This is a genomic window from Microcoleus sp. OTE_8_concoct_300 (assembly GCF_031383065.1).
In the GTDB taxonomy this organism is placed as follows: Bacteria; Cyanobacteriota; Cyanobacteriia; order Cyanobacteriales; family Microcoleaceae; genus Microcoleus.
Genome location: NZ_JANMZH010000401.1, coordinates 1 through 24,087, shown reverse-complemented (window position 1 = coordinate 24,087; position 24,087 = coordinate 1). Strand labels below are relative to the sequence as shown.

Below are 24,087 nucleotides of genomic sequence, written 5' to 3'. Positions count from 1 at the left end.
GTCAGTACGATCGGAAAAATCGCCTCCTCAATTTTATTAACTACTTTAATCAAACAATGGCCAAACCTTTTAAGTGGACATATAAGGGTAAAGTCTTGGCTGTTTAATAGTCTGTGTATTTACGCCGAGCTGTACTAGCTTAAAAGGAGACCGACTTATTAAGATGATTTTGCTCATGACGCTCGCCTACAGTTCGGGCATATTTCAAGGCACTGAACTTCGGAAAAAGCAGGTGCAAAAATATGTATCTCGCCGCAAAGAACCTAAAAAAAGATATCGAAGACGGAGTACATTTGGTGTAGGTTTAGATGGAGAAAAGTGGGTGAATTATCTCGAACAATATTCTAACGAGGTAGAACAGTTAATGAAGTTAACTCCTTCTAAACGCCGCTTTTACCAACAAGGTATGCGGGCTGCAACCCTTATACAGTCTATCTCGTAGACCTCTTTGTCACCCCCCCAGCAAAGTTACAGAACTGTGAAAAAACCCATTATAATTACAAATTCTCTTGCTGGATAAATCTTAGAAGTTCTCGCAATCCCTACAACAATAACAGTTCGCTCGCTCGCTCGTCGATAGCAATATGAATACCGATGTTCGCTTTAAATTAAACGGTGTTGAAGTAGGAATAGATACAACTGCCACTAATACTGGGGGGGTGACAAAGAGGCCTAGGAGATAGACCGAATCAGGGTTGCAGCCCGCATACCTTGTTGATAAAAGCGGCGTTTATTTCGAGTTAACTTTATTAACTGTTCCACCTCATCAGAATATTGTTCGAGATAATTAACCCACTTTTCTCCATCTAAGCCAACACCAAATGTACTCCGTCTTCGATATCTTTTTTTAGGTTCTTGACGCCGACATACATATTTTACTACCTGCTTTTTCCGAAGTTCAGTGCCTTCAAATATTGCCGAACTGTAGGCGAGTGTCACGAGCAGAATTATGTTAATCAGTCGGTTTCCTTTTAAGCTAGTTCCTTCCAGATCGTAGCCTCCTGTTTTATAATCTCGAAACATTTCTTCAATGCCCATCCGTTGCTTGTAAGCATCGATAGCTGCCCGCAATGACCCTAAATCTGTAAGAATAAACCACGCTTCATCAACCTTCCATGCCCCATAGTTTCTTTTCCACTTACAAGCAACATCAAATCCCGTGGCAGGCTGAGTTTTTCTCACTCTTTTACCTTGAAAATATAAAGAGGTTCCCGGCACTATTCCTAGTTCATCTAACCGTTGCCAAACTAAATGTTCTATTTCGATACAATGATTCCTCTTCAGTCTTAAGCAAAAAGACACACCCTTTGACTTCAGCCAGTTTCCTAAGTCTACCGAACAAAATTCACGGTCTCCTAAAACGATGACTTTATATTCTGAAAATAATGGTAAAACTTGCTGTAGATTTGTAGTTTGTTCCTCGAAGTTGCTGCTGCCCAATTTGGGCAACAATGACCAGTATAACGGAATTGCTCTTCGCTCCCAGATTAAGCTAACCATAAACAGATTAATACACCCCCATTGACTCCGATCGATGGCGATTGGTAAGCGAGTACCAACAGGGCAATAAGTGGTCAACCAATAAGTAATTAATGGGAACCAAATTAATTCGATCGTTAAGTGAGGTAAATCTAAAAATCTTTGTAATTTACGTCGCCGACTTTCGGCTGTAATTAGACAGGGAAATACTCGGGAAAGCCGTTCTAATCTAACTTGTTTTTCTGATTGCATCAAGGATAGTAAGGTTGTCATCACCAAAAAATGAGATGGCGTCAGGTATTTTTGTAAATGGGTCTGGTAGAATCTTAGTATCATTATTTTTTTGGATAGGCAAGCGTATAACAATTCTGCTGCCTATCTTTTTTTACCACAAGTAGGCTCAATCCTTACTAACTATAGCTTTCAGGCGGGTTGTCACCCCCCCCAGCACTAATATCAATTATGAATATCAATATCAATCAAACATTCCGATCGCTAATGCTGGAATTTATACCGTAGAAGTTGAGGATATTTCACCGCCTCCTATTATGGTGCGATCGACTGCTTCTCTTCAATTTCAGGTTAAGTTACTTGTAAGGATTCAGGTCGAGGGAGCGCCATAAAATCAAAGCGGTAGATGCGCCTGTGCTAGGCCTAGGCTTGCTCGCAGTTGTGCGGCTAGCACCTGTACGTGCGGCGGAGCCATCATGGTCATATGGTTTCCTGGAACAACATGAATGGACACAGTGGCGGAAAACTCGTTCCAGCCTAATGCAGGCTCTTTTAGCATCTGTGAGAACTCCGAAATATCGCTCTCTTTTACATCAACATCCTTGGCGCGCAAAAGGGCAATTTTCGTTGTCAGCACCTTAGAAGGCACATAAACACGATAAGCTTGATAGTTAGCCTTGAAAACTTGCACCAGTCCCCTCACTGAGGTTATTCCGGCATCGGGTGGCAGCAAGTTGACCCGTATCAACCGTTCTTTGAGATAGTGCAATTGCTCCACAGCAGTAAGGGAAGCGAGAGTCTCTTTAGATACCTCTAAGTCAAGGGACAACATATCTGCAACGTAGCTAGCAAAATCAGTCAAATAGGCCGCCTCATCAACATCTACATCATTCGACTTCTTATCCAAAAGAATTGGCGCAACAGCATCCATAATCGCCACTAAAGCTACTTCATGCCCCTGTTTCTGTAACTGAGTCGCCATTTCAAAAGCAACTACACCTCCAAACGAATGCCCGCCCAGCAGGTAGGAACCTCTTGGCTGAACCGTCTGTATTGCTTGAATATAGTAGGCGGCTATTTCTTCCACCCGATTAAAAGGCTCTGATTCCCCATCAAGACCTAGTGCTTGGAGACCGTAGAAGGGTTGGCTTAATCCAAGATGACGCGCTAGCTCATATAAGTAAATAACATTTCCACCAACTCCAGGTACGCAGAAAAACGGCGGCTTGTCACCGCCAGACTGAATTGCTACCAAAGGAGACCAGGGCAAGGAATCTGTTTCACAGCGAAGACGACAAGCTAGCTGTTCGATAGTCGAGCTAGAAAAGAGTGTCGCCAGGGGCAGATTTTTCCCAAAGCATTGCTCTATCGTTGCCATGAGGCGCACAGCTAAAAGAGAATGACCGCCTAATTCAAAGAAGTTATCCCCTACTCCGACAGTAGGAAGCTGCAAAACCTCCGACCATATTCTCTGTAGTTGCTGTTCAACTGTGTCGCGGGGGGGAAAAAAGGCTGCTGCTAGTTCTTGATGTGCAGTGTCTGGCTTTGGCAGCGCCCGACGATCTACTTTGCCGTTGGGTGTTAGCGGCAGGGCAGAAAGCATTACAAAGGTTGAAGGTATCATGTAATCGGGCAGTTTCTGCTTGAGAAAACCGCGCAACTCACTGCTAGCGATCGCTCCCTCGTGGTTAGGAACAATATAAGCTACCAGATATTTGCGGTCTGGAACATCTTCTCGCGCTATAACCACAGTTTCTCGCACGCCGGGGTACTGCGCGATCACTGTCTCAATTTCGCCTAATTCGATGCGGAAGCCGCGAATCTTGACCTGACGATCCAGCCGACCGCGGAATTCGATGTTACCGTCACTTAGGTAGCGAACTAGGTCGCCGGTTTTGTAGAGGCGGGTATTGACTTTATCATTAAATGGGTTAATGAATTTTTCATCTGTCAAGTCCGGGCGGTTAAGGTAGCCTCGCGCTAAAGAAGCACCGCCAATGTGTAGTTCACCCGGTACGCCGATGGGAACTGGTTGCTGATGGCGGTCGAGAATATAAACTTGTGTGTTGGCGATGGGACGACCGATAGGAACAGTTTTAGAGTTATAACTGGCTTGCTTGCTACTGGCAGGATAGGTAAGTACGCCAACAGTGGTTTCTGTCGGCCCATAGTGATTGAGAATCCGACAGTTCGGGGCGTGTTGTCGAATTTTCTCAATTAAATCCCAGTTAGCTGCTTCACCACCTAGGACTAGACATTGGCGCGGCAGGATAGAGTCGGACGCATTAGACGCCAAGAGAGTAGCAAGGTGGGCGGGGGTAATTTTGAGACAGTCGATAGGATGGCGCTGAAAGTAATCTCCTAAAGCTTTGGGGTCAGTGACTCGCTCTTGGGATACGATATGCAGACATCCCCCCATACATAAAGCTGGGAAGATTACGGTATTGCCTAAGTCGGCGGCGAAGGTGGAAACGGTTGCGAAACTGGCATCTGTTGGCAGTTGTAGTTTGTCTAAAATGGCGTGCAGGTAGTTCAGAATTTGCCTCTGCTCGATCGAAACGCCTTTAGGTTGACCTGTAGAACCCGAGGTATAGAGGACGTAGGCTAAGTTTTCCGGTGTCACTTCGCTCTTGGGATTTGCATCGGATTCCTGAGCAATTAGTTCCCAGTCTGCGTCCAAATACAACATAGTCTGTACTTGAGCCGACTCACGTTTGAGGAGTCCCTTTTGCGTCAACAGGATCGAGACTTGAGCATCCTGCAATCGGAAGGCTAAACTTTCTAAGGGTAATGCCGGATCGAGGGGTAGATAGGCTCCACCTGCTTTGAGGATGCCAAGCAGGCTTATTACCATCTTGATGGAGCGCTCCACGCAGATGCCCACCAGCACTTCTGGCCCCACACCCAGAGTTATCAAGTGATGTGCCAGACAGTTTGCCCGTTGGTTCAGCTCGCGGTAGGTCAGTTGTTCACATTCATTGACTACCGCGAGCTCGTCGGGTGATCGCTCCACCTGTTCCTCAAACAACTGGTGGATACACTTATCGTTGGGATACTCTTTTGTGGTGTTGTTCCACTCTACTAATAGCTGGTGTCGCTCTCGAAGAGTTAGCAGGGGCAATTGTGAAACCTGCTGTTGAGGATTAGCAACAATTCCCTCCAGTAACGTCTGGAAATGACTGGCCATACGAGCGATCGTACTGGCATCAAACAGGTCAGTATTGTATTTCCAGTCCCCGATTAGTCCAGAGGCAGTGTTAAAGAAATATAAAGTCAAATCAAACTTCGCCGTAGCCGTTTCTACCGCTACTGGACTCCCCGTTAAGCCTTCCAAGTCTATCTGGGGCCTGGGTGGGAAAAGCGCAAACATCACTTGGCACAGCGGTGTGTAGCTCAAGGAACGCGCTGGCTGCAATTGTTCTACTAACTTCTCAAACGGTAGGTCAGTATGAGCGTATGCTCCCAACGCCACTTCCCGGACTCTCAAAAGTAGCTCCTCAAAACTCGGATTACCCGATATATCAGTCCGCAGCACCAGCGTATTGACGAACAATCCAATCAATCCCTCAATTTCAGCGCGATCGCGGCCTGCGTAGGGCGTGCCCACGCAGATATCGCTCTGCCCTGTATAACGGTAAAGCAATGTTTGAAGCGCCGCCAACAGCGTCATGAACAGAGTGACTCCTTTACGCTGACTTAAAATAATCAAAGCCTCTGTTAGTTCTTTTGAGAGTGCTTGTCGGTAATGCGCGCCCTGGAACGTTTGAGTTAAAGGTCGCACTCGGTCAGTTGGCAGTTCCAACACTTCTGGCGCACCAGAAAGTTGTTGTTTCCAATAAGCGAGTTGAGACAAAAGTACGTCTCTCTGTAACCGCTGGCGCTGCCAAACAGCAAAGTCTGCATACTGAATGGGTAGCTCTGGTAGCTCTGAAGACAAGTCATTGCAGTAGGCTGTGTAGAAGGCTGCTAACTCCCTGACCAATACGCCCTCTGAAGGACCATCCCAGACAATGTGATGGATTTTTAGCAGCAAGACGTGTTCTGTCTCTGTTAGCTTCAGGACAGAAGCTTCAATTAACGGAGATCTAGTGAGGTCAAAGGCTTGCTGGATTTGTACCCTTGCTTTTAGCCCCCAAGCAATTTCTCTCTCACTCTCAGGTAGCTTACTCAAATCTAAAACTTGCACACTCAAGGTCAAGCTTTCAGCAATTACCTGAACTGGCTGCCCGTCAACTATTGCGAAGTTGGTACGTAAGACTTCGTGGCGTTGGATAATATTGTTGAGGCTTTTTTCTAACGCGACGACGTTCAGAGAACCATGAAGTCGCAGAGCTAGTGCTTCGTCGTAGAAGGGGTTATTTGGCTCCAACTGGCTCAAGAACCACAGTCCTTCCTGGGCAAAAGAGAGAGGCAAGTTCCTCCGGAGCGAAACAGGTATCTGGGGTATAGAAGTATCGCTTGCATTGCTCTTTTTTTGCAGCAACTTTACAAGCTCTGCCTTATGCAATGCCAGTAAATCGCGCAAGTCTGGTGTGAGTACTCCTTTTGCAGCACGAACGCGCAACTGCTCATCCTCAGTCCACAACTTCACACCCTGCTCGGCAAGTTCAGCTACAAATTGCTTAAGGTTCATTAGTTTTCTTCCCCTGGCGACCCACGCTATATTTGTTTCTCTAACCCCTTGACAAACGCCCTATGCACTTGGAATTAGGCTGATGATAGGCAATTAAGTAGACGTGATATCACAGGGCGATTTCCTCCATATCCTCAGCGAGTTCAGTAGATAGGGACGCATCCAGCATTATTTTGGTCAATGCTAATTCCTCAAGTATTAGCTCTGTTAGTTGGGAAATCGAGGGACCCTGCATTATTTTCATTACAGGCAAGTTCACTCCAGTCTCCTTATTGAGCCAACTCCTCAGTTCGATCGCCATTAGCGAGTCAAGTCCCAGACTTGTCAACGATTTCTCGATGTCGAGCCTGGTGGCAGAAAAACCTAGTACCTTGGCTACTTGTTCTGTAATGCGAGACTCCAACAACTGTTGACGCTCTGCTGGAGGAACAGACACGAGGGTGTTTCGGAGCGAATCACCTTTGCTTTCCTGTTTTGTCCCTTCCACGGACAAAGGGCGCATTCCCTGAATTTCTACCCGGAAATCCGTGAAGAACGGCCAGTTGGCCGATTGTTCTGACAAATAACGCGACCAATTGATGGACGAAACCCCAACCTGTACAGGGGAATCCCACAACAACTGCTCCAGTGCCTGGAATGCTTGTTGAGGAGTCATACTTTCCTCTCCTTTGGAGGCTAGTCGCTCAAGTAATTGGCGTTGAGCTGCTATTCCTATCTCGCCCCAAACTCCCCAGTTGATACTCGTGGCTGGTAGTCCCTGCGTCCTACGATAAAATGCCAAGGCATCCAGAAAAGTATTGGCTGCACACTGGTTAGCTTGACCAGCAGAACCTAACAGAGCGGCTGTGGAAGAAAACAGCACAAAGAAGTCTATTGGCAGTTTTTGGGTTAATGCGTGTAGATTCCACGCCCCTTGTACTTTTGGAGCCATCACTCGCTCAAAGTGCTGCCAAGAAAGCTGTTGTAGTATGCCATCATCCAGAACGCCGGCGGCGTGAATAATCCCTCGCAAGGGCCAAGGCGATTGCTCAATTTCAGCCAAGGCTCGGGCCACTTGCTCGTAGTCAGACACATCGGCTTGAGCTACGACCACCCTCGCCCCAGAGTGTTCTAGCTCCCTTAACTGACTCTTGACCTCCTCGGAAGGCTGCGATCGCCCTAACAGCACCAAATGCCGCGCACCGCGTTCTACCAAAAAGCGAGCTACTCCTAAACCCAGCCCCCCCAGTCCGCCAGTAATCAGATAGCTGCTATCCCCATTGAAGCTGACACTAGGACTAGGAGAATCACTGCTTGGGGTCAGGTTACAGCGTACCAGTCTGGCGACATAACGAGTTTGATCCCGAAAAGCGACTTGGTCTTCTGTATCGTCTGACCAGATTTCCTCAAACAGGATTGATGCCTCATCCCACGTCGCTTCTGGGTCTAAATCTATTACCCTGCAGTTGAGTTCGGGGTGTTCCATATAGATTGCTTTGTGCATCCCCCACAAGGAAGATTGAGCAACTCCTCGAAGGTGGTGACTGTTCACAGCCTGCGCTCCTTTAGTCACTAACCACAGGTGCGGAGGTTGAGCAGATTTCTTAACCAGCGCTTGGACTAAGTGCAATGTACTGCCACAGCCTTTCAAGGAGGCTGCCTCTAAGTCGGCTGCCGTTGGGGCTGAGGCTGCATCTAAACTCCAGCAGTTTACCACAGAGTGCAAGTCAGGCACAGCGGCAAGCAGCCGCTCAAAGTGTTCTGGACTAGCTGGGTCTATCCTGAATTCAAAGGGGGCTATCTGTTCGTACTCTTTCCCTGGGAAAACTAGGGTACAAACCTCTCCTTGGGAACGAAGGAGTTCACCCAATTGGTGACCGACGCCTTGACTATCAGCCATCAGCAGCCAGTTCTTCGGGGTGGCTTCCTGGGGCAACGCTTTCGCTTGCGCTACAATCACTGCCGTCTGAAGCAAGTTTCTTATTTGATCGGGTAGAGCTACATCATTATTAAGGGAAACGCTCGCGGCTTGTTTAAAGCCTACCTCCTGTAACAGTTCCTGCCACTGCGAAGCACTTATTAAGGGGTAGTTGGGTCGTAAGGAGCGATCGCTAAACTTCCACCACCCTTCGGTTAACCCAAATGTCAGATCCACCCAACGTGCGGGAGCCGTATCTTCCACCAGCACCAGTATTCCGCCAGGAGCCAACAACTGCTTTACGTGGTGCAAAGAGGCACGCAAATCGCTGGTGGCGTGCAGGACATTTGCTGCCACAATTAAATCATAATGATGAGGTGTAAATCCTTGCTCAATCGGGTCTTTTTCAATATCCAAAACTTGATATTGCACAAACGGGTAATCTTTAAACCTTTCCTGCGCTTTTGCCATGAAAAAGGCTCCGATGTCGGTAAAGACATATTCTGTGCGCTCAGCATTTAGATGCGACAGGAGATAGGAGGTTGTTGCCCCAGTGCCACCCCCAATCTCTAAAATCCGCAAGCCCCGTCCTTGAGGCAAACGCTCTCTTGCTGATAACACGGTTTCAAGGACTAGGGTATTCGTCACCCGTGAAGTTGGGGAGTCCTGATACAGCTTAGTTAGTGTAGTTGTGTCTCCTTCAGGGAATAGTAACCGCAGGGGGTTGCACTCTCCTTGGAGTACCTCGGCTAGTTTCGGTCCGCAACGTCCGAGAAGAGTTATCTCGGCTTCTGCCTCAGGGTAGGACAGGGAAGCGATCGCCTCCTGTGGGTTTTGAATTTCGGGAAGTAAGACGACTTCCCAATGCTCGTCAATGCGTTGGAGTATCCCAGCTTCAACCAGTATCTCCAGCAAACGCCTAAACAGTTGCTGGTGTTGACTGACCACACCCAAGCGTTGAGCTATTTGGGCTGTGGAAAAACGCTCTTGGCACTGAAACTCCCATCCCATTTGCCGGAAGGCTGCCACAAGATAAGCAACGCTCAAAGCTTCGAGCTGAGTTAATGCTTCCCCATAAACTGCCAAACTTGGCAGGGTCATCAACTGAACTAACCGGGGCGAGAGGCGATCGCAAACTTCTTCCGAACTAGGCATATAATCTGGCGGGAGACCATAACTTACCTGGGGTCGCCATTCAACCTCATAAAGCCAATTTTTCCAGGATTCTTGCGAGATGCTTAACATCGCTTCTCGGCGGGCGTGCATCAGTTGCAAACCTTCTAGGGCTGCAATTAGCTCCCCTTGTGGGGTGAACAGGCGAAAATCGGCGCTCAGGCTCTGTTGATGCTGACCTTCTACTTTCCGCAACTGAGTATGACACCACACGCTTTTGCCGGGACGGCCCAAAACCCGCAGGCGATCCAAGCCTACTGGTACATAAGTATTTCGTTGGCCCTCATCAGAGGGAATTTCTCCTAAAACAGCTAAGCAAGTGTCTAACAATACAGGGTGCAACTGGTACTTCCCTGCTTCTGGCACTAATTCTTCCACCAGATTTACCTTGCCCAGAGTTCCTTGAGGGTGCCGCCAGACTTGTCCAAGCCCTAAAAAGCTCGGACCATAGTCAATTCCCTGCTCTTGAGACCATTGGTACAACTGTTCGACGGGAATCTCTTGGGTGCATTGTGCCCTCATTGCCGCCAAATCCACTTCAACCATCGGTTCTTTTTCTTTAACAAGCAACTTGCCTGAGGCATGGGGCGTCCAGGATGGCGTCCCGTTATTTTCATCTGCGCTTGAAGCGAGGCTATATATCTTAAAGGAATAGATACCAGACTCTTGTGGAGTAAAAATCACCTGAACGGTCTTAACTTCATTCTCCAGCAGAGGCATCGCCTGTTGGATGACCACATCCTCTAGCCAAAGATTATCGGACTTAGCAATCACCGCTCCTGCTGCCAAGGCAATCTCTAAGTAACCCGTTCCTGGGAAAATCACGGTTTCAAAAACGCGATGGTCTTTCACCCAACCTGGGGAGTTCTGGCTAATTTGCGACTCGAAACGAATTTCCTGTGTTCCTGCTAAGAATAACTGTTGACCCAGCAACGGATGAAGGTTGTTGCTGCGGACACCGTTGTTCTGGAAAAGCCCTTTAATCCCATTCCCATTATCAGTCGCTTCTATCCAATAGCGCTGTCGCTGGAAGGGATAAGTTGGCAGTTGCTCTGTTCGACGAGAATAGGCTTGGTCAAAGCCAACCCAATTTAAGGGGACTCCACGCACATATAGCTGTGCTAAACTTGTTAGTAGCTGCTGCCAATCATCTCGCTCTGGACGCAAACTGGCAAGCCACAGTCCTTGATGTTCGGGTAAGCACAAGCGACCCATTCCCAACAAAACAGGTTTTGAACCAATCTCTACTAATATCTCTACTCCCTGCTGCTCAAGGGTCTTCATGTTTGCAGCAAATTTCACGGGTTGCCGGATATGACGGCACCAATACTCCGGTTTAGTAATTTCATCTGTTGCTAGTTCGCCCGTGGTATTGCTCAGAAGTTGAATCTGTGGCAGAGAATATCTCACTTGTCGAGCAATCTGCTCAAATTCTGCCAGCATCGGCTCCATCAACTGTGAATGGAAAGCATGGGAGACATTTAATTTCTTGCTTTTGATTCCAGAGGCTGACAACTTGGCAACAAGAGCGTTAATCGCCTCGCTCCGACCAGAAATCACTACGCTTTCTGGGCCGTTAATAGCAGCGATTGAGACCTCTTGGGCGTAGGGTTGAATTAGAGTAACAGTTTGCTCTAGACTCGCCATTACCGAAACCATCTCCCCACTTTGGGGCAGAGCCTGCATCAGACGCCCCCTGTGGGCAATCAGTTTCAGTCCATCTTCCAGGCTGAAAACCCCAGCGACACAGGCAGCTACATATTCCCCGACACTATGGCCCATGACGAAATCTGGTTCTAAGCCCCAAGATTTCCATAACTGAAACAGGGCATATTCCAAGGCAAATAAGGCGGGTTGGGTATAAGCTGTGTCGTCTATTATGTATGGAAGATTCTCCCCTTCTTTGGGATAGAGAACCTCAAGCAGGGGCTTTTCCAGTAATGGTCGTAAAATTTCATCGCAGCGGTCAAGGGTTTTTCGGAAAGTGGGCGAAAGTTGGTAGAGTTGGCGTCCCATCCCCACATACTGCGAACCTTGACCCGTGAAGAGGAAAGCAATTTTATGATTTGTGTTTACACGCCCCTGAAAAACTCCTATTGTTTCTTGTCCAGCGCTGAAGGCAGCCAACTTTTCTCGTGCCTCCTCTGATTGCGAAGCCACCACACTTAGCCTGTAGTTGAAGTGCGATCGCCCGCTATTAGCAGTAAAGCAAATATCTCCCAACTCTAAGGTTGGATTGGCTGCCAAGTGCTGCTCGTACCGAGTGGCTAACTCGTTGAGAGCTTCCGGTGTCTTCGCCGACAAGCACAGCAGATGCACAGGACGTTCCACTGCCACTTGCTTGATATCCAAGCGGGGTGCCTCTTCCAGTACAATATGGGCATTGGTGCCGCTAAATCCAAAGGAACTGACCCCCGCCAGCCGACTCCCGCTTGGCCAAGGCATCCGTTCTGTTACCACCTTTACGGATAGTTGCTCCCAGTTGATGTGAGGATTAGGCTGCTGGAAGTGCAGAGAGGGCGGAATTTCCCCGTGTTGCAGGGAAAGCACTACCTTGATCAGACCCGATATCCCTGCTGCGGCTTCTAGGTGACCGATGTTGCTTTTCGCCGTACCGATTATTAAAGGATGTTCCCGCTGACCGAACACTGCTCCCAGCGCCCCCACCTCAATTGGGTCTCCCAAAGATGTACCGGTGCCGTGAGCGTCTACATAGCTTACCTGACCCGGTTTCACGCCTGCATCCTTTAGGGCTTGGCGAATCACAGCTTGCTGAGCCCTGCCACTGGGTACTGTCAGAGCGCTGGTGCGACCATCTTGGTTAATGGCACAGCCGCGAATTACAGCCAAAATGTTGTCCCCGTCAGCTTGAGCATCCCTGAGGCGCTTGAGTACGACAAGACCACATCCTTCTCCACGGCCATAACCATTGGCACTTGCATCAAAAGTCTTGCAACGACCGTCTGGAGATAACATCTGGGCTTTTGATAAAGCAATACTCATATTGGGTGATACAATTCGATTCACCCCACCAGTCAGAGCTAAATCGCACTCTCTGTGACGTAAACTTTGACAAGCTACATAAACTGATACCAATGATGAAGAGCAGGCGGTATTAACAGAAAAACACGGTCCGGTTATACCCAAAAGGTAAGATAATCGACCGCTCGCCGTAGCATGAGAAGCACCTGAGTCTGTATAAGCATCAATTGCTGTAGCACCTCGCTCAAACAACAATTGCAAATAGTCAGTAGTATCTATACCTATAAAAACACCTGTTTTGGGTGTTAGCCTTTCAGGCATCAAACCTGAGTTTTCCAGGGCTTCCCAACTCACCTCCAATAGCAGGCGTTGCTGGGGGTCTAGGTTGTTGGTTTCTCGGACAGAGAGTCCAAAAAATTGGGGGTCGAACTCATCAAACTGCTCGACAAACCCCCCAAACCGAGTGTACATTTTCCCAGGTGCATCTGGATTTTGGTCGTAGTAGGCATCTATATCCCAGCGGTTTTTTGGCACTTCTGATATTGCATCCACCCCATCGCGGAGCAATTGCCAAAACTCCTCGGGGCTGTTAGCACCAGGAAATCGGCAACCCATGCCAATGATGGCGATCGGTTCGCTAGACCCGTACTTCAAAGCATCAACTTCTGATTGCAGTTCGGTAATTTTTTTTGAGGCTTCTTGCATTAAAGAAGCATAGTAATTGTCTGAATTATTACTCGTCATAGCTGGCTTTAATTATGCTTAAAAAGGTTACAAAATTCAACATTTTTTTTCCAATTGCCTTAATGAGTGTTATTCACAACACCTGCATTACGCTGTAGGGTAGGCCATTCTCGTGCTTAGCTCAATCCAAGTTGTTTGGCAAGTTGTTTGGCGATTTCGTCTACGGATTTCTCCTGGTTGTTATCTAAGTCCTGAGTAGTATCCATCATTTTCGCTGCCTTTTGCTCTAGCTCAATAGAAGAATCTTCCGAAATATCTGAGGCAGGTATCATCAAAGCTGAAAGTACTTCTTGAGCTAAATAATCAACAAGCTCTTCCAATGTTGGATAGTCAAAAACCAACGTTGAAGGAAGAGATGAACCCAAGCTAGTTTGCAAGCGGTTTCGCAACTCTATAGAAGTCAGCGAATCCATTCCCATCGCGAAAAAGCCACGCTTTTGGTCTAGGGGATTTGAGGGATTCCAACCTAGAACTTGGGCTACGTGAGTGCTAACATGAGCCACCAAGAGTGCCTTACGTTCCCTCAATTGTGCTGCCTCTAATAGCTTGCGAAACTCAACTGCACCTTGCTGCTTTGATGGCTGCTCAGATACCTTGGTGAAATTCGCGAAGAATGGCGAGGCTGTCCACTGGTCTTCCCCGAATCGCGACCAGTTGAGGGGTACGACACCAACCCGGACGGGTTGCTCTAATAACAATTCCTCCAGTACCTGCAATCCTTGGTGAGAAGCAATAGCTCCCATTCCTATCCGCTCAAGCCGCTCAATTACCTGTTGGTTTCTCGCTGCCATTCCTACCTCGCCCCAAGCTCCCCAGTTAATGCTTGTGCCTGGTAGTCCGTGGGAGCGACGATAAAATGCCAAGGCATCCAGAAAAGCATTGGCTGCTACATAGTTAGCTTGACCCGCAGAACCTAGCAGGGAGGCACAAGAAGAAAACAGCACAAAGAAGTCTATTGGCAGATTTTGGGTTAATAGGTGTAGGTTCCACGCCCCTTGCACTTTCGGAGCCATCACTTGCCTAAAGGACTCCCAGTGAAGCTGTTTGAGTACGCCATCATCCAGAACTCCTGCGGCATGAATAATCCCTCGCAGCGGCGGTGAGGATTGCTCAAAGGAAGCCAGCAACTGGGCTGCTTGGGAGTAGTCAGATAGATCGGCTTGGGCGACGACCAGCCTTGCGCCTGTGAGTTCTAGCTGTTCCAACTGACTGCGGACAGCAGGCTTAACTGCACTGCGCCCTACCAGCAATAAATGTCTAGCACCACGCTCTACCATCCAGCGAGCCACCAGTAAACCCAAATCGCCCAAGCCGCCAGTAATCAGATAGCTACTATCCTCACGGAAGCTGACACTAGGGGAAGTGGCGTCACCTATTGCTTTTGGCTGGCTGACGACAATCTTGCCAATATGCTCGGCTCGTTGCATGTAGCGAAAGGCACTGACTACCTCTTGAATAGGAAACACCTTTAGAGGTGGCAGACCGAGCAAGCCTTGTGTAAACTGCTGACTCAGGTGGCGCAGTATCGGCTGTACCAACGCTGGCTGTTCCAGACATATGTGTCGTAAATCGATGAAATAGTATGAGATATCGGCTTTTAAGTCTTTGACTTGCTCAGAATCCCAAACATCCCGCTTCGCGATTTCCAAAAAGCGACCTTTGGACGCAAGCACCGACAGGCTCTTTTCAATATATCCTTCACCCGTCAACGAGTTGAGGACAATATCCACTCCAAGACCTGATGTGTCAGCCATCACCTGATGGGCAAAATCCAGCGTCCGGGAATTGTAAACGTGTTGCACTCCTAGAGACTTGAGGGCTTCCCATTTGCCGGGGCTGGCTGTGGCAAAAACTTCGGCTCCTGCAGCTAGGGCCAGTTTTACGGCTGCCATTCCAGTTCCTCCTGCCGCTGCATGGATTAATACCTTGTCTTTGGCAGAAATGTTGGCTATTTGGTGTAAAGCATAGTAGGCGGTTACAAAGTTGACGGGAATGGCGGCAGCTGAATCAAAACTTAGACCATTGGGTATGGGTGCCACTAGCGAAGAGCTTACCGTCACGTACTTACTGAAGCTGCCAAAGGCGATCGCCATCACAGCATCTCCTACAAGGTAATCTTCTACCCCTTCCCCAACCGCGACTATTTCACCCGCGCACTCAACACCGAACTCATTATCTCGTTCAAAAGGCAATGCCCCCAGAGCGTCCAAAACATCTATAAAATTCAGCCCCGTGGCACATACCCGAATTTCTACCTCACCGGGGCCGGGTTGACGGCGGTGAGTCAGCACCAGTTGCAAATTATCCAGTATGCCTCGTGAGGATATCTCTAGGCGGAACGACTCAGAGCGTAACCAGCTAGCTGAGGGTTGGCTATGTACCAGTCGGGCCACATAGCGCGTACCATCACGAAATGCGACTTGACCTTCTGAAGTCTCAGAAGTTATTTCTTCTAGAATTACCTTTGCTGCGTCTGTCGCATTGGGGTCTAAGTCCACCAGTACGCAGTTGAGTTCAGGGTGTTCTAGGGCGATAACTTGCCCCATACCCCACAAAGGAGATTGAGCAAGTCCGGATACCCCCAGGGCGGGCACAAGACCCGGCCCTACCGCTTGCGCTCCTTGGGTCACCAACCACAGGCGTGGAGGTGAGGAATACTTCTGGGCTAGAGCCTGCACTAAGTACAACGTACTGCCGCAGCTTACCTTTGATGCTACCTCCATGTCTGCTCCTGTCAGGGGTGGTGGTGTATCTAAGCTCCAGCCGTGTATCACCCCATGCACGCTAGGAAGCGCAACACAAAGCTGCTGAAAGTGTTCGGGATTAGCTGGGTCTATCCTGAATTCTTGCTCAGCTACCTGTTCGTACTCGGAAGCTGGCAATATAATGGTACAACTCTCTCCAAGGGAGCGCAGGCGTGCTATCAACTGTTGACCAATCCCTCGATCGTCAGCAAAAATTAGCCAGTTTCTTGTTGTGCCTACCTTTGGCTTAGTTTCTGCACCCGCTGGCGCTGCAATCACCCCATTAGGCATATCATCTCCTGGGAGATTATGGAGTACCTGGGGTAACCACTCCACCTCATAAAGCCAATTCTTCCAGGATTCCTGTGGCATACCCCGCATGGTACTACTGCGAACAGCCTTAATTTGCAAGCCTTCTAAAACAGCAATTAGCTCCCCAGAATCAGCGAACAGTTGCAAATCAGCGATCAGGTTCTGTTCGTGATTTGGAGCGTCCTCTACGTTCCGCAATTGAGCATGACTCCACATCGAGTCACTAGGACGACCGCACAGCCGCAGGCGCTCTAAACCCACTGGCACGTAGCTAATTTGTTTTCCATTGTCAGGGGAAACAGCTTCCAAAACCTGTAAGGTTATATCCAACAACACTGGGTGTAGTTGATAGTCTCCTATTTCCCAGAGCAATTTCTCCGCCACTTCTATTTTGCCCAGAGCTACTCTTTCATCATTAAAGAGTTGTTCCATACCCCGGAAGCTTGAACCGTAATTGAGGTCTTGCTCTTCAAAGCGTCGGTACAACTCAACGATTGGAAATTCTTTAGTACATTGCGCCTTTAGTGCAGCCAAATCCACCCGTTCGGCTACTGACTCTTTTTCTTTGATAAGCAGCTTACCTGAGGTATGGATTGTCCAGGATGGCTTCCCCTTATTTGTATCCGCAGGCGGTACGAGGCAATAAATCTCAAAGGAATAGACATCAGCTTCCTGTGGTGTCAAAATCACCTGAACGGTTTTAACTTCATCCTCCTGCCAAATCATCGCCTGCCGTAAGACAACATCTTCCAGCCAAAGATTGTCAGATTTGGCAACAAAAGCTCCAGCGGCTAAAGCCATTTCCAAGTAAGCTGTTCCTGGCATAATCGTTGTCCCAAAAAGACAATGCTCTCTCAGCCAAAAGGGGGAATCTGGGCTGATTTGGGACTGGAAACGAATCTGAATCTCTTGGGTTCCTGCTAAATATAACTGTTGCCCCAGTAGAGGATGAAGCGTCTGGTTGCCGACATCCTTGTTTTGGCAAAGCGCATCACGAGCATATCCCTTGCTGGCTTCTATCCAATAGCGCTGTCGCTGGAACGGATAAGTTGGTAAGTTCAGGCGGCGACGGGAATAGTCTCGATCAAAACCCAACCAGTTTACGGAGACTCCATGCACATATAGTTCTGCCAAACTGGCTAATAGCACCTGCCAATCGTCTTGCTCCGGACGCAAACTGGCAAGCCAAAATTTATTACTATCGGGTAGGCAAAGGTTCGCCATTCCTAATAAAATTGGTTTCGGTCCGATCTCCACTAAAGTTTCTACACCCAGGCGATCGAGACTGTCCACACTCGCGGCAAATCTGACTGGCTGCTTGATATGACTGCACCAATATTCCGGAGTCGCTACTTCCTCTGTCGCCAGTTTGCCCGTAACATTGGAAATCAACTTAATCTGTGGTGAAGAAAAGCTGACTTGTCGGGCAACTTGCTCAAAGGCACCCAACATTGGCTCCATCAACGGTGAATGGAAAGCATGGGAGACACTTAATTTCTTAGTCTTGATTCCAGAGGCTGACAATGTGGCACAGACGGCGTTAATCGCTTCGCGCCGACCGGAAATTACAATACTCTGTGGGCCGTTGATAGCAGCAATTGATACCTCTTGAGCATAGGGTTGAATCGCTGTTAGAGCCTGTGCTTCATCGGTTAATAGCGCTACCATCTCGCCATCAGATGGCAGCGCTTGCATTAAACGCCCTCGTGCGGCAATCAGTTTCAATCCATCTTCCAAACTGAAAACCCCGGCTACAGTGGCAGCCACATATTCCCCGACACTATGACCCATGACTACATCGGGTTCTAGGCCCCAAGATTTCCATAACTGAAACAGAGCATATTCCAGAGCAAATAAGGCGGGTTGGGTATAGGCTGTCTCGTCAATGAGGGATTGGGTCTGTGAAAGATTCTCCCCTTCTTGAGAGGGATAAAGTACCTCCAGCAGGGGTTTGTCCAGATAGGGACGCAAAATTTGAGCGCAATTGTCTAGAGCAGCGCGAAAGGTAGGTTGGGTTTCGTAGAGTTGCCTTCCCATGCCTACATACTGGGATCCCTGACCCGTGAACAAGAAGGCGATGCGCTCTTTTTGATCCGCTGGTGCGATTGCGCCAAGCGCACCGACTGACGAAATTACGTTTTCCGATTCTGTTGGTAGGGGACTGTTCGTTGCACCATTCGAGAAAGGAGTCGTCTGTTGTCCAAAAGTCCGCAGTTGAAAGCCAAGCTGCTCATTAGATTCAGCCGTGACTGCCAAACGATGGTTAAAGTGCTTCCGTCCTGTGTTAGCTGTGAAACAAATATCTGCCAACTTGGCATCTGGATAGGACTTCAAATAAACTTCATAACGCTGTACCAACTCTTCGAGAGCTTCTGGTGTCTTTGCAGATAAGGACAAAATATGCCGCGGACGCTCATTTGACTGTTGATTTTTGACTTGTTCTGGTGCTTCTTCCAAAACTACATGACAATTGGTTCCCCCTATACCAAAAGCACTCACTCCAGCACGTCTTGGAGTCCCATTCGCTTTCCATTCAGAAAGTGTCGTATTAACGTAAAAGGGGCTCTTGGCAAAATCAATATTGGGATTGGGTTGACTAAAGTGCAGACTAGGTGGTATATATTTGTGTTTGAGTGCAAGCACTGTCTTAATCAAGCCCGCAATACCAGCCGCTTCAGCGATATGTCCGATATTGGTTTTGACTGAGCCAATGGCACAAAATCCATTTTTCTCGGTACTTTTGCCAAAGGCTTGGGTCAGCGCTGCAATTTCAATGGGGTCTCCCAGACGGGTAGCCGTTCCGTGGGTTTCTACGTAGGTGACTGTGCTTGGGTCAATTTGTGCGATCGCCAGAGCCTCTGAGATTACGGCTGCTTGACCTTCTACACTAGGAGCTGTATAACCGACTTTGTGAGCACCATCGTTGTTAATCGCTGACCCTTTGATGACAGCCTGGATGCAATCTCCATCGGCGATCGCAGCCTCTAGCAACTTCAAGACAACTATTCCGCCTCCATTACCGAACACAGTTCCACTGGCTTGAGCATCAAAGGCTCGACAGTGCCCGTCGTTCGACCAAATCATGTCCTCTTGGTAGAGATACCCAGCATTTTGTGGAACGCCAACGGCAATGCCTCCTGCTAGAGCCATATCGCATTCACCGTTAAGCAAACTCTGGCAAGCCATGTGAACTGCTACCAGTGCAGTTGAACAAGCCGTTTGAATATTAACAGAAGGTCCTTTTAAATTGAGTTTGTAAGAAACCCGTGTGGGCAGATAATCCTTCCCATTGCTAAGTCTTACCTGTAAATCGCTGGCTGATACTAAGAAGGTGCGATCCGGGGAGAAGCCTCGGTTTGGATGAACGTTGTTGATCAGGTAAGTGTTCATCCCTGAACCTGCGTAAACCCCTATCAACCCCTGATAAGTTTCTGGATTGTAGCCAGCACTCTCAAGGGCTTCCCAAGCACATTCCAAGAAAATCCGCTGTTGCGGATCCATGATTTCGGCATCTTTGGTGCTGTAGCCGAAGAAAGAAGCGTCAAACTTTTCGATATTGGGCAAAACAGCGTTGGCTTTTACGTAGTTAGGATTAGAGAGCAAGGTTTGGTCGCTTTGCGACAATTCCCGATCGGAAAAAAAGGAAATCGATTCCACCCCATCTCGCAGGTTCTGCCAAAATGCCTCGATATCCTTAGCTCCTGGGAAGCGACCTGACATACCAATAATGGCGATATTTGATTCTCTGATCTGGTCAGACTGACGACTAACTCTGCTGCTAGGTTTATGGGTAGTGGGAGCTTCTGATTTTCTGTTAGTCTGACTTAAGCGTTGAGCCAAAGCAGATATAGTAGGATATTGAAACAGCTCTACAATTGACAGTTGTACTCCAAAAATTTCTGCTAATTTATGAGCGCTCTGATTCAGGAGTAGAGAATTACCGCCTAAGTCAAAAAAGTTGTCATGAATTCCCACACCCTCTAATTGCAGCACTTCTTGCCAAACAGAAGCAATCAGTTGCTCGGCATCGGATTGGGGCATAACTAGAACAGTTTCCAACTCAGGTCTAGACTTTTCTGGCGCTGGCAAGGCGCGGCGGTCCACCTTCCCGCTGGGGGTTACGGGGAAAGCCTCCAACACCACAAAGGCGCTGGGAACCATGTAATCAGGCAGACGTTCTTTCAGATAACTCCGCAGCTGCGATACCAAATGACCGATCGAGTTTTGCTGTTGCGATACCTGTTCGCCTTGCAGTTGTGCCTGTTCGCTCTGCTTCTGGGGAGGGCTTTCTTGGGAAGTCGGTACGATGTAGGCTACTATGCGTTTGTCACCTGGTACATCCTCACGAGCCAAGACTACAGCCTGTCGAACTGCTGGGTATGCGGAGATCGCCACCTCAATTTCTCCCAACTCAATGCGGAAGCCACGTATCTTTACCTGGTCGTCGCTCCGACCGAGAAACTCAATGTTACCATCACTTAGGTAACGGGCTAAGTCACCAGTTTTATACAGACGTGCTTGTGATGAGTCGCTAAATGGGTCAGGAATAAACCGCTCTTTCGTTAAATCGGGTCGATTTAGGTAGCCCTGTGCCAGAGCAATGCCACCAATGTACAGTTCCCCAGGGACGCCTTCGGGAACTCGCTGCATCTGGGAATCCAGCAGATAAATCTGTGTGTTAGCAATGGGCTGACCAATAGGAGGAAGCGCAGGCCAATCAGAAGGTGAACCAGTGAGAGTGAAAGCTGTAACTACATGGCTTTCGGATGGGCCATAGTGATTGTGCAGAGTGCAATTTTGTAGCTTTGTCAACCAGTTAGCGATCGGTCTGGTTATCTGCAACTGTTCGCCCGCGGTGATAATTTCACGCAGTCTCGGCAGAACGGCTCCCTGAGCATCAGCTACCTCAGCTAGCTGTTGAAGGGCTACAAAGGGAAGGAAGAGTCTGTTGATTTCTTGATCTGTGAGAAAACGCAACAACTCGAAAGCATCGACGCGCACTTGCTCTGAGATTAAAACTAGCGTTCCGCCTGAACACCAAGTGGAGAAGATTTCCTGAAAGGAAACATCGAAACTGACAGGAGCAAATTGCAGAGTTTTTGCTCCTATAGGCAATGTTGAGCTTTCCCGTTGCCAAATAATTAGATTAGATAAGGGACGGTGACTCATGGCCACTCCCTTTGGTCTGCCTGTGGAGCCGGAAGTGTAGATTACGTAGGCTAGGTTATCGGGCGTTACCGCACTGACTGGGTTCTCCTCACTTTGGAAAGCAATCTCCTCCCATTGCGTGTCCAGGCAGACAACGTGCGCTTGGTGGTGAGGAAGAGACTCGACTAACCGTGATTGGGTTAGCAGCACTCTAATTTGAGTGTCTTCTAGCATGAGAGCCAATCGCTCAGTTGGGTAAGCTGGGTCAAGCGGCACATAAGCTCCACCTGCCTTAAGAATGCCCAACAGTCCCACTACCATTTCTATGGAGCGCTCCATGCAGATCCCTACCAACACCTCTTTCCCGACACTCAATGCCTGTAGGTGGTGCGCTAGGGAGTTAGCGCGACTGTTCAACTGGCGATAGGTGAGGCTTTCATTTTCAAACACCACTGCCACAGCATCAGGTGAAAGCTCCACAACAGCCTCAACTAGCTTATGAATACAGGTTTGCGGATATTCTGTTTTTGCGCTAGTGTGCTTCATCGGTAGTTGATGGCGTTTTACTTGGGTTAACGGTGACAATTCGTCGAGCCGTCTGGCGCAGGAGTTGCAACCAGACTTTCGAGGGCTTTCTGACTTGGAGGAGCTTTAGTTCCAGAATCTTACTATTTTTGGGAATTAATTACGTATAATTATTTTTGTTACTTTTTGTTAAGTATCTTTTCCCGAAAAAGTCAAGGATTGGAAGAAGTAGAAGTAGCTGACGAGTCACCGGATGTGGAAAAAGGGGTAAAACTAGGGTTCGTGTCACCTGGGGCTTGCGTAGCTAGAGAAACCTTGACTGTCAGTGGAAGGATAATATTGCCGTTTCTTGAGAGTGTTATCTATGTTACAGTTGAGGACGGACGCTGAGGAAAGAAACTTTCATTCAGATGACTTAACTCTTGAGTGCGCTCGAAGGATTTGTAGCGCAAGTCCACAGATTTTCTTAGTAATTCGATGCTGATGAGGCTTTATTTCGCTAAGTTTCGGAAGCCCTTGTCTTCACCTTAGCCCATCTATTCAATCGATTCTTAGCTATTCACATCACATATCGAGCCGTATCCTCACAAAATCACGGCAGTTTATGAAGAAATGCTACCACGTCAGTTTTTGCGCTTCTTACGGGCAGGCAATCCAGGGACAAGGAAAATCATGATGACCAGATTGTCAATTTGTAGCTTTGTCTAATTGTTCTTAGTGGTCACTTAGGAATCACTGGCAATGACAGTTTTATTGAATATAAAATGCTTTTCGTTGGTTGTAAGTATGAAACATAATTAATTGACTAAAAGCTACTTAAATGCTATTAACGTAGTGCTTCGCTTTTGGGCGATGATGTTTTTTCTCCATAACTATGACTATCTCTCATCATGGTTTATCAATTCAAGAAAGAATTGAAGCACACCTAACGTCCAGAAACGCATCAAGGTCTGGACAACGCCCCATTTCTTGCTTTCGGACAACTAGAAAAAACTCAGAGGAACCAAGATGGATTTGAAAGAATTTGTGAAGTTTCTCAAGTACGAAACTGACCTCAACAGATTCTTTGATTCTACTGCCGGGTATTGCATCACTAACCGAGTGCTTCCCTCTCAATATGAAGTGCAAAGAATAAAGATAGCTCTGGCTGTGAGTGACCAAATAGAAGGTCAGCGCCCGCAAAGCACCGACAAAATCTATCTAGCAGCATATCAAATTTCAGAATCTGTTTAGTGTTTAGTTAACCTAACCCATGACCTCTCATCCTACTGAGAGGTCAAACTCAACCTTAACCTAAAACCAATGGCAAGAGATTTAAGTGCTTACAATGTACTAGAAAAACCCTGCTACACCTGCCCCTTTGGTGGTAAAAACCCAATTCCTCTAGCGCCCGATCGGCTCAAATATTATTACGACCAACTTCTGAATGGAGGGAGCCAGCATTTATGCCATAGCGCAGAGAAAACCATCTGCCGAGGGGGACGAAATATCCAACTCCGATGGTTTTATGCCATCGGTATGATTAAAAAACCCACCGATGAAGCTTTCAATCAAGCTGTTGCTGAAATCACATCTAAATCTAATGAGCAAAATAGCCAAAATAACTAAAAATCACATCGAATGGTTTAAGGAACCGAAGGACTGCTTTTTCTATTATGGCAGCAACTGGTGTCCGGGTTGGGCGATGGCGCTACGCGCCCCGCAAGCTACGGTAAAATTGAACTTCCAATCGTTCCTCAATGTTTCTTTTACCTGATCCGAGATGCTTCCGGTGATTGTCATTGGCTTCCTGCTAACAAAGCTTCTTTTCGTGGGGAAGGTCAAAGTCATCTGTTTGACAGTAGTTATATGGTCAATTCCTTTGATTGGCTTAAAATCAAGAAATTTAAGCCTATCTCCTGAAATTTCATGCACTTTCTCGCGGCTAATAGCGTTTGACCAGTTCGCTACTGGTTTTTCTTATCCTCAAGTTTGTTGTGTGTTTCGCTTACTATTTTGTTGACCCGCTACAGAAAATGGTCAAATTGTTTTCTTAGGTGACAAAGAAAGTGATGAATGGGTAAGCAATTTTGAAAATGCCTAGTACAGCTCGGCGTAAATACACAGACTATTAAACAGCCAAGACTTTACCCTTATATGTCCACTTAAAAGGTTTGGCCATTGTTTGATTAAAGTAGTTAATAAAATTGAGGAGGCGATTTTTCCGATCGTACTGACTG

At 47.8% G+C, this 24,087-nt stretch carries 8 protein-coding genes; 3 read left to right on the top strand and 5 right to left on the bottom strand.

Translation table 11 applies throughout. The features are described 5' to 3' along the window. Positions 1–175 precede the first annotated feature (175 nt). Positions 176–442: a hypothetical protein gene (locus ACUVJL_RS18255; protein ID WP_445247159.1), complete on the top strand. Its 267-nt coding sequence runs from the start codon at positions 176–178 to the stop codon at positions 440–442. A 230-nt stretch (positions 443–672) separates the two neighbouring features. Here the strand turns inward: ACUVJL_RS18255 and ACUVJL_RS18250 are convergent, their stop codons facing one another. From ACUVJL_RS18250 to ACUVJL_RS18235, 4 genes are all read right to left on the bottom strand, one after another. Then, positions 673–1,845 carry an IS4 family transposase gene (locus ACUVJL_RS18250; protein WP_445247158.1) on the bottom strand — a complete coding sequence of 391 codons (1,173 nt, stop codon included), beginning with the start codon at positions 1,843–1,845 and terminating at the stop codon, positions 673–675. 259 nt (positions 1,846–2,104) lie between these two features. Next, a complete protein-coding gene (locus ACUVJL_RS18245) occupies positions 2,105–6,343 on the bottom strand; it encodes a non-ribosomal peptide synthetase (protein WP_445247157.1) in 4,239 nt (1,412 codons plus the stop codon). Positions 6,344–6,452: 109 nt separating this feature from the next. Next, positions 6,453–13,139 (bottom strand): SDR family NAD(P)-dependent oxidoreductase, encoded by a 6,687-nt coding sequence (locus ACUVJL_RS18240; protein WP_445247156.1) that lies wholly within the window; start codon positions 13,137–13,139, stop codon positions 6,453–6,455. A 116-nt stretch (positions 13,140–13,255) separates the two neighbouring features. Continuing rightward, complete coding sequence (locus ACUVJL_RS18235) at positions 13,256–21,889, bottom strand: amino acid adenylation domain-containing protein (RefSeq protein WP_445247155.1); 8,634 nt, start codon at positions 21,887–21,889, stop codon at positions 13,256–13,258. A gap of 987 nt (positions 21,890–22,876) precedes the next feature. On the opposite strand from ACUVJL_RS18235, the gene ACUVJL_RS18230 reads away from it, so the two are divergent. After that, positions 22,877–23,101 (top strand): hypothetical protein, encoded by a 225-nt coding sequence (locus ACUVJL_RS18230; RefSeq protein WP_445247154.1) that lies wholly within the window; start codon positions 22,877–22,879, stop codon positions 23,099–23,101. Positions 23,102–23,170: 69 nt separating this feature from the next. After that, positions 23,171–23,476 carry a hypothetical protein gene (locus tag ACUVJL_RS18225; protein WP_445247153.1) on the top strand — a complete coding sequence of 102 codons (306 nt, stop codon included), beginning with the start codon at positions 23,171–23,173 and terminating at the stop codon, positions 23,474–23,476. Positions 23,477–23,521: 45 nt separating this feature from the next. On the opposite strand, the gene ACUVJL_RS18220 is transcribed toward ACUVJL_RS18225, so the two are convergent. Beyond that, positions 23,522–23,650, bottom strand: a complete 129-nt coding sequence (locus ACUVJL_RS18220) for a hypothetical protein (RefSeq protein ID WP_445247152.1) — start codon at positions 23,648–23,650, stop codon at positions 23,522–23,524. Positions 23,651–24,087 lie beyond the last annotated feature (437 nt).

Bases quoted from the DNA above. Each gene is read 5' to 3' on its own strand.
- ACUVJL_RS18255 (WP_445247159.1), top strand. From the start codon at position 176: ATGACGCTCGCCTACAGTTCGGGCATATTTCAAGGCACTGAACTTCGG.
- ACUVJL_RS18245 (WP_445247157.1), bottom strand. From the start codon at position 6,343: ATGAACCTTAAGCAATTTGTAGCTGAACTTGCCGAGCAGGGTGTGAAG.
- ACUVJL_RS18240 (WP_445247156.1), bottom strand. From the start codon at position 13,139: ATGACGAGTAATAATTCAGACAATTACTATGCTTCTTTAATGCAAGAA.
- ACUVJL_RS18235 (WP_445247155.1), bottom strand. From the start codon at position 21,889: ATGAAGCACACTAGCGCAAAAACAGAATATCCGCAAACCTGTATTCAT.
- ACUVJL_RS18230 (WP_445247154.1), top strand. From the start codon at position 22,877: ATGGATTTGAAAGAATTTGTGAAGTTTCTCAAGTACGAAACTGACCTC.
- ACUVJL_RS18225 (WP_445247153.1), top strand. From the start codon at position 23,171: ATGGCAAGAGATTTAAGTGCTTACAATGTACTAGAAAAACCCTGCTAC.
- ACUVJL_RS18220 (WP_445247152.1), bottom strand. From the start codon at position 23,650: ATGACAATCACCGGAAGCATCTCGGATCAGGTAAAAGAAACATTGAGG.